The 12515-nt window shown below is 46.8% G+C and carries 12 protein-coding genes and 1 pseudogene; 3 read left to right on the top strand and 10 right to left on the bottom strand.

Annotation, left to right across the window (positions count from 1 at the left end; all coding sequences use genetic code 11):
- The 3 genes from HY879_19075 to HY879_19065 form a co-directional block, all read right to left on the bottom strand.
- The coding region (locus tag HY879_19075; protein ID MBI5605440.1) for a pyruvate, water dikinase at positions 1-558 on the bottom strand (558 nt) is incomplete at its 3' end.
- 9 nt (positions 559-567) lie between these two features.
- Complete coding sequence (locus tag HY879_19070) at positions 568-1524, bottom strand: sulfite exporter TauE/SafE family protein (protein ID MBI5605439.1); 957 nt, start codon at positions 1522-1524, stop codon at positions 568-570.
- Positions 1525-1526: 2 nt separating this feature from the next.
- Entirely contained in the window at positions 1527-1712 is a 186-nt protein-coding gene (locus HY879_19065; GenBank protein MBI5605438.1) for a hypothetical protein, read from the bottom strand.
- Positions 1713-1818: 106 nt separating this feature from the next.
- Between HY879_19065 and HY879_19060 the strand changes: the two genes are divergently transcribed.
- Positions 1819-2922, top strand: coding sequence for a hypothetical protein (locus HY879_19060; protein MBI5605437.1), 1104 nt, complete (start codon positions 1819-1821; stop codon positions 2920-2922).
- 37 nt (positions 2923-2959) lie between these two features.
- Here the strand turns inward: HY879_19060 and HY879_19055 are convergent, their stop codons facing one another.
- The 5 genes and pseudogenes from HY879_19055 to HY879_19035 all read right to left on the bottom strand — a co-directional run bounded on the left by HY879_19055 (position 2960) and on the right by HY879_19035 (position 8424).
- Positions 2960-3391 (bottom strand): universal stress protein, encoded by a 432-nt coding sequence (locus HY879_19055; GenBank protein ID MBI5605436.1) that lies wholly within the window; start codon positions 3389-3391, stop codon positions 2960-2962.
- Positions 3392-3494: 103 nt separating this feature from the next.
- A complete protein-coding gene (locus HY879_19050) occupies positions 3495-4208 on the bottom strand; it encodes a hypothetical protein (protein ID MBI5605435.1) in 714 nt (237 codons plus the stop codon).
- A gap of 4 nt (positions 4209-4212) precedes the next feature.
- Positions 4213-5468, bottom strand: a pseudogene (locus HY879_19045) (sulfite exporter TauE/SafE family protein).
- Positions 5469-5976: 508 nt separating this feature from the next.
- Complete coding sequence (locus HY879_19040; protein ID MBI5605434.1) at positions 5977-7368, bottom strand: sigma-54-dependent Fis family transcriptional regulator; 1392 nt, start codon at positions 7366-7368, stop codon at positions 5977-5979.
- A gap of 111 nt (positions 7369-7479) precedes the next feature.
- Positions 7480-8424, bottom strand: a complete 945-nt coding sequence (locus tag HY879_19035) for a hypothetical protein (GenBank protein MBI5605433.1) — start codon at positions 8422-8424, stop codon at positions 7480-7482.
- Between the two features lie 325 nt (positions 8425-8749).
- Between HY879_19035 and HY879_19030 the strand changes: the two genes are divergently transcribed.
- Both HY879_19030 and HY879_19025 read left to right on the top strand, forming a co-directional pair.
- A complete protein-coding gene (locus HY879_19030) occupies positions 8750-10240 on the top strand; it encodes a HAMP domain-containing protein (GenBank protein MBI5605432.1) in 1491 nt (496 codons plus the stop codon).
- Positions 10233-11585: a sigma-54-dependent Fis family transcriptional regulator gene (locus HY879_19025; protein ID MBI5605431.1), complete on the top strand. Its 1353-nt coding sequence runs from the start codon at positions 10233-10235 to the stop codon at positions 11583-11585. Before HY879_19030 ends, HY879_19025 begins: the two co-directional genes overlap by 8 nt.
- A gap of 264 nt (positions 11586-11849) precedes the next feature.
- Here HY879_19025 and HY879_19020 read toward each other — a convergent pair whose 3' ends face one another.
- Positions 11850-12176 carry a type II toxin-antitoxin system RelE/ParE family toxin gene (locus HY879_19020; GenBank protein MBI5605430.1) on the bottom strand — a complete coding sequence of 109 codons (327 nt, stop codon included), beginning with the start codon at positions 12174-12176 and terminating at the stop codon, positions 11850-11852.
- Entirely contained in the window at positions 12173-12454 is a 282-nt protein-coding gene (locus HY879_19015) for a type II toxin-antitoxin system Phd/YefM family antitoxin (protein ID MBI5605429.1), read from the bottom strand. The genes HY879_19020 and HY879_19015 overlap by 4 nt, the downstream gene beginning before the upstream one ends.
- Positions 12455-12515 lie beyond the last annotated feature (61 nt).

The following is a 12515-nucleotide window of genomic DNA, read 5'->3' as shown; positions in this document are numbered from 1 at the left end:
TTGTTGGCGGCGATTGATCTCATCCTGTATTGGCGTGCTTCCCAGAAAATATTCATAAGCCGCGGCGGTAATCACAAACCCTTCCGGCACCGGTAGACCTACCCGATTCTTGACCTCCCCCAGGTTGGCCATTTTATTCCCTGCCAGGTCGGCCAGGTGACGGTCTACCGCCTGAAGTGGAAGCACCCAGTCCCCCTGGGCCGGTTTTTTCTTCTTCTTTAACTCCCGGTCGATCTTGGCCCAAATACCGTCAAAGACCGTCAAAAGGGCTTCGTGTTGATTGGCAGTAATCTCATTAAGGCTTTGGATGATTTTAAAAAGATTAACGGAAAGGGCCGTGCAATGGCCACGGACAAAGGCCATCCCAAAACCGTTGCGGTCTTCCAGTGCCTGTTCCATTTCGTTGATAATTTCCAAGACTTTATCATTCAGGCTGAGGAGGGTTTTGAAATTCAAATAGCGTCGGGTAAAGGCCAGGCGAATTTCGTCCCGTGCCTTTTCGGCCTCCCGGAGCTTTCCCTCCCGCCGTTTTTTAAATAACTGCTTCAAATCGAACATCAGGATGTCCTAAATGACCAATTTTATCATCAACAAAATCACCACTCCAAAAGCAATAAAGGCAAAGAGTTGCCGCACCTTGGGATGGGTGGTCCTTTTGGCTAAAAGGCCGCCGATTTGATTGCCCAGACTACTGGTTATTAAAAGAACGGCCACCAGGATAAGGTCGATGTTGCCTTGAAAGGAATGGCTCAAGGTTCCATAACCCATGGAAAAAATACTTTCGAAGAGATCCGTTCCGATAGCCACCACCATGGGACAGCCGATCACATAGATCAAGGCCGGCATTCGGATAAAACCGCCTCCTGACCCCAGAAACCCGACCAGCAGACCGGTGGCCATTCCCACGCCCAGGATCACCCACAGAGAAATGGCCTCTATGCCGGAGGCCGGAAGCCCAATCATGGGCGGCAGATGGATATGCTGAAGCCTGGCGGTCACTGCCGGTTGGTAGGCGGAAAGAAGGCCCTCACCCACTGCTTCCTGTTGAGAGGCCCTGGCTTCCCGATAGACGATCATTCCGATCCAAAGCAAAAGGGCACTGTAAACCAGACTCAGGACCAGGGATAGATAACGGATGGATAGCCCCAGGAGGTTGAAGCTCCCGGCCTGTTTAAAGAATTCCAGAATCCGCACCCCCCCCTCGACCCCGATAATCGTTCCGATCAACATCCAGCCCCCGAGTTTAAAATCGATGCTGCTCATTCTTTTAAATCGGAGGATATTTAACGTAGAGGTCCCCATCATCTGACAGAGGTCGCTGCCCACGGCTACATTGTAAGGGACATTAAACAAAGCATTCAGCAAAGGAGACATCAGTAACCGCCCCCCTACACCGAAAAAACCGGTCAGGCCTCCGACCAGGAAGCCCAATATAATCAGACCGATAAGGCTCGGGTGGATTTCAACACCTTGAAGGTGCGCCCAATAGACGGCTACCGGAAAAAGAGGTTGTGACCCGTCCATGGTCAGCGTCTTTCTCCCAACAGATGAACCCATCCTTTTTCAATTAACCGGTTGATCCAGTTCAGAAGAATCCCCAACAGGATAGGGATGGTCAGGTTCAGAAGAACATAGAGGGGTTGGATTTGAAAGCCGGATTTCTGGGGAGCGGCCCCAATGGCAATTTTGATCAGGTATTCCAAGCCTTCCATAATAGCCCTTTTTTATATTGAAGATAGAGGGATAATAAAGTAAAAATAAGGTTTCTTCAAGTTTCAAAAAATTCCGTTTTAAGCAATATTAGGATAGAGTCCTGTTATGAAAAGCTGGTTTAAAAAAATCATCCAATCGGAATCCAGATCAAAAGCCGCCTTACTTGAAAATTTTCGCACTATTTACGGCTATTATCAAACCCTTCTCAATGCCCGGGAAAAGGCCCTGGAAATAGTCCAGGGGACTTATCCGGAAAGATTCCAGGATCTCTCCCCACTCATCGGATCGATTATCGAGTCCTTGAACCGGATCTCCAACCAATGCTCCCTGGATCTGGTAAAAAAATTTCAAGCCATTCAAGACTTCCTCCAGAAAGATCCTTTGGCAAAACCGGATAGCCTTATTGCCCCAACCTTCTTTTTTGAGGCCGGGTGGCCTAAGCCGAAGCCTTTTACGGTCAAGGGATTTCATGGTCTTGAGGACCTTTTCCGCTATGTCCATGAACTGGCTATTGAAGAAATGTTTGACCTCCTGGACCGCTATGATCCGAGCTGGTCCAGGGCGACAAAGGTCCAATCCGGTCTGCCGATTAATCTTCATGTCATTGACCTGGGTGGCGGGTTGTTTTCCGGGAATGAAAAAAAGATGGTTCGAAGGGAGGAGATCCTCTCCGAACCCCTTTTGGCCATGTTCAAAGGCATGTATCATCCGGGCATCACCTGGTCCGGCCCTATCGGAGTCAATTTGAAAGGCCTGATGGTGATTATGGCTCAAAGTACCAGCCGCCCTGAGGAGGATTTCTGGGATAAGACCTATGCCTTGCTGACCGGAGAATATATGAATTACAATTCGCGCCTGGGATACCATTATACATCAGTGGATGCCTATGTCTGCGACCACCCGGAAAATAACCATATCCGGTTTATGTTTAAAGGCGGGGCGGCCGATGATGTCCGGCGGGCCCGCAGGGCCCGCTTTATCGGACTTGTTTTGGAAAATATGGACTTTGAAGTGGTCGTCCAAAAAGACCTGGTCCATGGACGGTTCCTTCATCAAGACCGCGCCTCGACTGAAAAGAACTTAGACCTCATCGGACGCTTAATGGGCTGTTCCCGTCAGCGGGACATGGTGATGAATGATGAATCGGTTGTCTCCTGGCACACCCAAGCCTTTCTCCGTGGGAACTACGGTTTCGATCCCGGGAAATAGGTTTAAGGTGCAAGGTCTACAAACCTTGGACCTTATTTTATGCCGCCTTGGCCACCAGCACCGAACAAGGGGCGTGAGAGATGATCTTCATGGCCGTACCCCCCAGACTGAAACGGCCGGTGGCCCCCATTCCCCGGCTGCCGATAACAATCAAATCCATTTTTTCTTCCTCGGCGGTCTTGACGATTTCATCGGCTATGGCCCCGGAACTGACAATCATAGCCTTTGGGGTTATCCCACTGGACTGAAATAATTCTTTGGCCTTGGACAGGGCCTGCTCGGCCTGTTGACTCAGCTTACCTTCCAGGGAATCCCGGGCCCTGGCTGAAATTTCCAGGTCGATATCCGGATAGAGGGGTATTACCGCCAGAAGGGTTACAGCGCCTCCCTGGGCCTTGATCATATCAAAGGCTATCTTGACCCCTTCCCCGGAATCCTTGGAACCATCAATGGCCACCAATATCTTCATCGATCTCTCCTTGTTAAGGTATAAGGTGTAAGGTAAAAGGTTCAAGGTAAAACCAAAACCCCAAACCTTGGACCTTGGGCCTTGCACCTTATACCTGAATTTATTACACCTCTTTCTTCACCTTGGCCTTTTTCATAGTCAACCCTACCCCATCAAAAAGATAGAAGATGGCATAGCCCCACCACATGGTATAAAAGACATAAAAAGCCAGGAGGAAGATCATGATACCGGCCCGGTCAGCCACCCTTTGCGGCTCGATGGTATAAAAGTTATAAGCCGGTTCGATTCCTTTTTTACTTATCTCGGAAATATGGTTGGCTTCCTCTATCTTGAGGTTCTTTTTAAAAAATTTATCCATCTTGGACAAAGCGGTCCACCAGCTTTTCATGACTTCTTGTCCATCAAAACCATAAGAGGCCATGACCTCCTTCCCCTGGTTATGAAACATAAGGTCCGAGTCTTTTAAAATCAGGGCCATGGTCTTGCCCATATCCCCGTCGATCTTTAAATTGTTCCCCTGGACTTCGACCTTACAACCCCCGGCCGTAAATAGCTTGGCGATCTGTTCGGCTTCCTTGGGTTTCTCGATATTAATTTGAACGGTAAAGGGTTTCCCCTCAAACTTTTTATTGGCTTCCTTCAACTTGGGGATGAAATAGGAGGAGCCTTTGGAGAGCTTGTTAAAAAGGTCATCGGCATAATCAAGCCCGTTCATGCCGCTGCCGTAAATCGGAGAAAAGATTAAAATCAAGACCCCAATAAAGGAAAGGGCCAAAAACATCCCCATGGTGAAAGGTCCTTTATTTTTGATCGCCATGGCCTTATCCCTCCCTCAATACCTTAAGATTTCCAAAAAACTTGCTCATGACCCAGAGGCCGAAAAAACCGACCACTACCCAGAAAATAATGGCCCCGACGAAATCTATCGTACCGGTGACGGATTTAGGAAGGTTGATGATTTCCATTTCCGTCAACTTCTTAGGCAAGGTGGCCGCCCGGTTGATGAAACCGGCCAGTATGGAAACGGCATAAAATCCCCGGATATGGATCCCCTTGACCACCTTGGTGGTCAGGGCGCCTACCTGAATGCCGATCAAAGAGCCAATCAGCATGCCCATGGCCAGGGTATAAAAAACATAACCGTAAATGGCATACTGGGCAACGGCGGCCAACCCGGCGGTAAAGATAATCTGGAGGATATCGGTTCCGACCGTGGTCATGGAGGAAACGCCGAATATATAAACAAACATGGGAAAGGTAATGAAGCCGCCCCCACGCCCATCAAAGCGGCCAGCATTCCCACGATTACTCCCCCCAGGGCCACAATCACCCCTGAGATCCTTCGACCGCCTAAGTCCTCATCAAAACCGATCATGGGAGGAATTTTTAAGTTCTGAACTTTAAGGGCCACCCCGGTTACCCCTGATGGGCCGCCATGGGCATCATGGCCCCCACCGGAAGAAGCGGCCGTTTCAGCTTTCGATGATTTTATAAAATCAAAAAGGGCATAAAAACCAAGAAAACCCAGGAGAATGGCATAAATGACACTGATGAAGGTATCACTCAAGAGGGGATCGATATTATAGAGGGCCTTGTTGATATAGCCACCGATAAAGGTCCCCAATCCGGAGCCGACCAGAAAGGCAATGGCCAGTTTTACGGAAACATTGCCTAATTTTTTATGGACGGCCGTCCCCATGATGGCCTTGGCGAAGATATGAAAAAGATCGGTCCCAACGGCCAGAATGCCCTTTACCCCGGCGGCCATTAAGGCCGGGGTGATGATAAATCCCCCTCCGGCCCCGATACAACCGGTAATCAGACCGGCACAGAGCCCTATGGCTATGGAAACCAGAAAAATGGTCGTGGTATAGTGGGCCGGGGCGTAGGCGGTCTTGCTGCCCAGGATATTGGCCCCCTCACAAATCGCCACGGCAAAAATAGGCAAGAGCATACATAGAAGGATCAAAAGCTTTTTTCGATTCCTCAGAATACTCATGGAGACCTCAAAGTCCCATTGGGCATGGGCTATGGCCCCGGCCTTTAAAAATTCAAAGACTTGCCTCCCTACGCTCATAACAAAAGCCTCCTTCTCAATCGAGATTTAGTCTAAGTAGAACCCCATTGTTTTATCAAATAATATGCCAATTAGACAACCTGGAATAATAGGTTTATTTTAAAGGGTTTTTTCTTTTTCCCCTTTCAGACCGGTTAAGAAAAAAGACCCGCTGAGGATACAATGTGTCACCTATTTGATACATATAGAATGGAAGGGCTTTCTTGCCGGGAGGAGTAACCTCTGAGACGAGATCTTCTTGGAAAGCATATTAAACCCTCATGACCCCTTAGGCTACCACGAAGCATGAAAATGCGAATATCGAATATCGAATAATGAATGTCGAAGTAAGGTTGGTTTTGAACTCGTAACCCGTAACTCTATTTTCGTACTAAGCGCTCATACCCGGGTCGGGCACTACGAAGAATGAAAATGTCTTTCGCCGACCCCCAATCCCTGACCCCCGATCCCTGAACGTTATTTTCGAACTAAATGGAGAGCAGGGGCCATTCACCAACATCGGATTGGATTAGCGATAGTTTTTAGACTTGATATCATTTTCCCGCATCAAACGGTGCAGATAAGGTCTCTTAAGCCCACATTCTTTAGCCGCCAAAGAAACATTTCCCCCATATTTGGCCAGCACCCGGCGGATATATTCGATATGAAAATTGTTGATAATATGTTCCTTGGCTTCTTTAAAAGGGGACAGGAAGATATTTTCCTGGATCCTGAAAGGAAAGGAGGAGGGCTGGTCTTCCGGAAACAGATCGGAGATCTGAAGGATATCGGACCAACTTAAAATAATTCCCCGTTCAATGACATTCTCCAATTCTCTGATATTTCCCGGCCAGTCGCGGGTTTTGAGTACCTCCAGGGCCTCCGGGGCGATCCCCTTGATTTCCTTTTGATTGAGCTTGTTATATTTTTCAACGAAAAATTGGGACAGGAGGGGGATATCGTCTTTTCGATCCCTGAGAGGAGGCAGAATAATCTGGATCACATTTAATCGATAAAACAAATCCTCCCGGAATTCCTTTTTATGCACTTTTTCCATCAAGTCCTGATTAGTGGCGGCAATAAACCGGATATCGGCAATCAAGGTTTTAGAGCTCCCCACCGGTTTATATTCCCCTTCCTGAAGAAGGCGCAGCAGTTTGGTTTGCATAACCAAATTTAAATCGCCGATTTCGTCCAGGAATAGAGTCCCGCCGTCCGCCTCTTCCACCAGGCCTTTTTTGTCCCTTATGGCGCCGGTAAAAGAACCCTTCAAATGGCCGAACAGCTCGCTCTCAATCAGAGTTTCCGGGATGGCCGAACAATTGACGGCCACTATATTTCTATTTTTTCTATGGCTGTGGAAATGTATGGTCTTGGCCGCTAATTCTTTTCCGGTACCGGATTCACCGGTGATCAGAATGGTTGCCGAAGTCTGGGCCACCTGCATAATCCTCTGATACACTTTTTCCATGCGGGGGCTGGAGCCGATGAGAAAGGGGAACTTCAATTTTTCCTCCAACTCATTTCTCAAGTTGAGGTTTTCTTTGGTTAAGCGTTGGAAATTAAAGGCCTTGTTGATAGTCAGGAGGATTTCTTCTTTTTTAAAGGGCTTGGTGATATAACTGAAGGCCCCTTTTTGCATAGCCTCAACCGCAGATTCAATGGTTCCATAAGCGGTCAGGATGATAATCGGAATTTGATCGTCTTTTTTTCGGATAATATCGATTAACTCCAGGCCATCCAGGTTTGGCATCCTTAAGTCGGTAATTACCAGATCAAAGGCATTTTCTTCTAATATGTGGGGGACATCTAAAGAATCAGAGGTGGTATCTACTTGATAATTGGTTTTATCCTCAATGATCCTTTTTAACAAGTCTAGCATGTCGGGTTCGTCATCGACAATCAATATTCTTTCGGCCATACTTCTTTCCTAATATACACCACTTATGATAAATGTTTTTGATAAGAGGCACCGATGGTGCCGGAGAATTTCATCCCTCAACGCCGAACTTTGAAAACCGATGGTTATCGGTCAGGCCGAGGGTACGGAAATGATGAAGGTAGTACCCTTAGGTTGGCTTGGAGTGTCCTTGGTCCGGCTTTGGCAGGTGATGGTTCCTCCATAATTTATTATTATACCATAAGTTATGGAAAGTCCCAACCCAATTCCACGGCCTTCTTTTTTGGTGGTAAAAAAGGGATCGAAAATTCTGCCCAGGTGTTCTTTGGGAATTCCCTTACCGTCGTCTCGAAACCCGAGTTCTATCCTTTTCCCAAGATCCTTTTTTAAGGTCCAAATTTCAAGACGTCCGCCGGACGGCATGGCTGTTTTAGCATTATTGATCAGATTCAGGAGGACTTGCTGCCATTTCTGTCCATTCCCGGGGGCCGGGGGCAAATCGGGGAGAAGAGAACATTCCCATAAGATCCCCTGGGCTTTCAGCCCCGGACCCACTACACCCAATAATTTTTCAATTGTACTATTTAACTGGACCTTATCTTCCGAATCACCTCGGGGTCTGGTAAAATTTAATAAATTTTCAATAACTTGCTCGCAATTCTGCCCTTGGCGTTCGATGGTTTTCAGGTCCTTATACATTTGGGTCTCGGGATCAAATTTTTCTAAGATCAAGCTGCAATAACCTAATATAATTCCAATCGGGTTATTGATTTCATGGGCCAGACCGGCGGTCAGGGTTTCTAAAGAAGCCAATTTCTCCGCCTGAATATCCTCGGCCATGGAGCTTATTTCAGCCATGGCCGTAATATTTTCTTTGGAAAAAACCATCCGCAGGTAAAAGAAAAGAAAAAACAATAGAAGAATATACATGATCCCGAATAAAAACAACCAGGGAAGCCCATCGCCCAAAGGTTTAATAAAACCCATCAAAAAAAATAATGGAACCGGAAGGGCTGCTAACAGAAAGATTTTCCAGAATAAAGATTGCAGTTTTTCTATTTTTAATGGAAAGCCCATGGATTCCTTGTCTTGGCTTGCTTTTTTATCCGAATCGATATTCGATGGATTTAACTTATCAAATACTGTGCCAAGTTTTTTCAGGACTGGTCCGGGAGGGATTATTTAAAAAATTACATAAAATCAACCAAGTAAACAAAACGGTTTGGACCGCAGCTCTAAGGAAAGCCGGAAGAAAGAACCTTTTAGATGACACTTCCGTAACCCGATTGATCTCCAATGGATTCGATGGATCGATTGTGGTATAAATGACTGGCCCAAAAACATTTCAGGAAAGACGCTGAAAATCACTAAAGGGAATTTTCCCCACGGTTGAGGTAATAAATTGAAAATAGGAACAAAACTGACGATATTTCTTTCCCTTATCATCATCGTCGTCCTTTCCGGATTTGGTTATTTTGATATTTTTTCCCGGCGGGACATCCTGGTAAGAAAAATGAAGGCCGAAGCCAGAAGTACCGGTCGAACCCTCGAAGTATCGATCGAGAAGATTTTTCAACCGGACGAGATGGCCTCTATACAGGGTCTGATCGATGCGGTAACCAAATACGAAAGGACCCTCGGGGTTATTGTCTATTTCCAAAGAGAAAAGGCCCTGTTCCGTTCCCATTCTTTACAAGAGGGCATTGAACCTTATTTTACCTGGATTATGAGATCCATACAGGAGAATCAGGCCCAGGAAACCTTTGGGACTTATAAAAACGCCCCTGTATTTTTATATGCCTTCCCCTTGAACGACCGGAAGGGGAAGACCATTGGTGGGGTGTCGATCCTTCAAGATACCTTTTTTATGGAAGAAGAACTCAAGAAGGCCCAAAGGAATATTTTTATCACGATCTTCGTGCTCATCGGCGGAACGGTAACGCTGGTTCTTTTCGGTACCAGAAAATGGGTTACGCTGCCCATCTCCAAACTGATTGAGGGGGTCAAGAATCTGGCTGCGGGAAATCTCGACCACCGGATAACCCTTAAAAAAGGGGATGAGCTTTCCGAATTAGCCCAGGCCTTCAATCAAATGTCGGTCGATTTAAAAGATGCCCGGGATCGGATCATTCGGGAGGCTGAGGAAAAATTAGAGTTGGAAAGGAGTCTCAGACAATCCGAAAAATTGGCTACCATCGGCCAGTTGGCCTCTGGTCTGGCCCACGAGGTCGGGACCCCTCTCAACATAATTTACGGCCGGACGGAATTGGTCAAACGAAGAGTGGAAGATCAGGAAGAGATTCGTAAAAATTTGGATATTATCCTTTCCCAAACCGAGCGCATCACCCTGATCATTCAACAACTCCTTGGTTTTGTCAGAAAAAAGAAACCCGAACCGGGGGCCCTGAATATCGACCCTTTTTTAGAAGCCACCCTGGACCTCCTGGACCAACAAATCAAAAAACAAGGCATTACCATAATCAAAAAATGGGAGGATCATCTCCCCCCCGTCAATGGAGATCCGGACCAACTGCAGCAGGCCTTTTTAAATCTCCTTTTAAATGCCATCCAATCTATGCCCGAGGGGGGCCTGATTCGCCTTTCCGCTTTTCCGAGAAAGCTTAGTAAGGAGGGCCTTGAGGATAGTGAGAGGCTTTATCTGGAGATCGTCCTGGAGGATACCGGGATCGGGATGGAAAGAGAAGTAATCAAAAATATTTTTAATCCCTTTTTTACCACCAAGAAAACCGGGACCGGGCTGGGTTTGATGGTTACTCTGGGAATCCTCCAGGATCATGAGGGCTGGATCGATGTGGAAAGTGCGGTCGGAAAAGGATCGGTCTTTAAGGTCTATCTCCCGGCCAGGCAAGAGGAGGTAAGGGGAAATGGATAGGGGCATCAAAATTTTAGTCGTCGATGACGATCTTGAGATGTGCAGCTTGCTGTCCGATGTCCTGAAAGGAGAGGGATTCTCGGTCCTGGCTCTGGAGGACAGTATAGAGGCCTCCAGGATTCTCAAAAAAGAAGAGTTCGATGTTATGATAACAGACTTGAAAATGAAGGGCTTGAAAGGTCTGGATCTCCTTGAAGAAGCCAGGAAATCGGCCCCTCTGACGCCCGTCATTATTATTACCGCCTTCGGGACCATTGAATCGGCCATTAAGGCCATCAAGATGGGCGCCTATGATTACATTACCAAACCCTTTCGCATCGATGAGATCGTCCTGACGGTTAAGAAAGCCCTGGAAAATCGCCAATTGAAGAAAGAAGTGGTTCGACTGAAAAAAGAGGTCGAGTCCCGATACCACTTCCACCATCTCATCGGTAAAAGTCCCCTGATGCAGAATATCTATGCTCTCATTGAGTGTATCCGGGACAGCTCCGGAAATGTCCTGATCACCGGGAAAAGCGGAACGGGCAAGGAGTTGGTGGCTAAAGCCATCCACTATAACAGCACCAGAAAAGACGGCCCCTTCATTGCGGTAAACTGTGCGGCCATACCGGAATCACTCCTGGAAAGCGAATTATTCGGATATAAAAAAGGCGCCTTTACCGATGCCAAAACAGACAAACGGGGGTTGTTATTTGAAGCCGCCGGGGGGACGGTTTTTCTGGATGAAATAACGGAGATGCCCCTCATGGTGCAGGTAAAATTACTCCGGGTGATTGAAGAGAGAGAAGTGCGGCCTTTGGGGGATACCCATTCCTATGCTATTGATGTCCGGCTGATCTCGGCCTCAAACCGGAAGATTAAGGACCTGATTCAACAGGGCCGATTTCGGGAAGACCTTTACTATCGATTAAAGGTCATCGATATCGATTTGCCGCCTCTTATGGAACGGAAGGAAGACATCCCTCTTCTGATTCAGCATTTTATCAATAAATTCGGGAAAGAAACCCGGAAAAAAATTTCGGGGATTTCTGAAGAGACTCTAAAAATTCTATTAAATTACCCCTGGCCGGGAAATGTCCGGGAACTGGAAAACATTATTCAAAGGGCCATCACTTTATGTCAGCAGGAGGTGATCCTTCCGAAAGATTTGCCGCTCTCCATGCTTTCGGAAGCTGAAGACGGGGACCTGATAGAAAAAGGGCTTCTCAAAAAACAGACCCTGGAGCAATTGGAAAGGGAATATATCAGGCGGGTATTGATCGAAGTCGGGGGGAATAAATCCAAGGCTGCCGAACTCTTAGGGTTTGATCGAAAAACCCTTTATCGAAAACTTCAGGAAATTTAGAAAAAAGTTACAAGATGCAAGTGTGATGGACATGTAAAAAAGTCCGAAATCGCCCATTTCCGTCATTCACGTGAAGACGGGGACCCAGTAAACATTGAATTGATCTCGGGAAGTCGGATGCTGGCAATTGTAAAAGCCCGCAAGTTTACACAGTTGCGGTGCACCTTTTGGGGTATAAGAGGGCCGATTCGGAAGAACGCTACGCGTTACCGGCGCGCGGCGATCTTCCGCGCGTCCGAGTACACGCGCTGGTTGGCAATTCTTTCATTTGACGAATCGGTTCAACAAAATATCTTCGACATTCCGTCGCGAATCTATGACAGATAACACAAAAACAGTTGTATCTGATATTCTGTAAATAATTCGCCAGGGATGCAATATTATTTCGCGATAGATGTGTATTCCTTGATCTTTCAACTCCGGTACAATCCTACCACGATCAGGCAGGGTGTATAAGTCTGAAGCTTTTTGTTTAATCTTGTATAGTATTTGCAGTGCATTGCCAGGGCTTTCAAGCGCTATGTAATCAATTATTTGTTTCAAATCACTTTGCGCCACTGCCGCCCATTTTACTTGGTATTTTTTGGTCATCTGCGACTGTCTTTCAGCGCTTTTTCGATTTCATCAAACACCTCATCCTGCGGCTTTGCTCGCCCCTCCCTAACATCTGTCTCCCCTTCTGAAATGAGTTTTAAAATACCGATGGCATTACGCATATTTTCATAACTTTGAGGATCTTGCAGAACAGCTCGTGGCTCCCCGTTTTGGGTTATTATTACGGGCCGATGCGTTTCATTAATTTGATTAAGCAAATCGGCTGCCCGTGACTTTAAATAGGTGACTGGCTTGATATCACTTGTAATATTCATAATTTTTTACCTCCTGTCCGAATACAGTACCACATTCGGACCGAAAGTCAAGTTGGAATGC

It is taken from the genome of Deltaproteobacteria bacterium, from assembly GCA_016219225.1.
Classification (GTDB): domain Bacteria; phylum Desulfobacterota; class RBG-13-43-22; order RBG-13-43-22; family RBG-13-43-22; genus RBG-13-43-22.
Note: the sequence above shows the minus strand (reverse complement) of the source record. Positions and strands in the feature narration are given on the sequence as shown.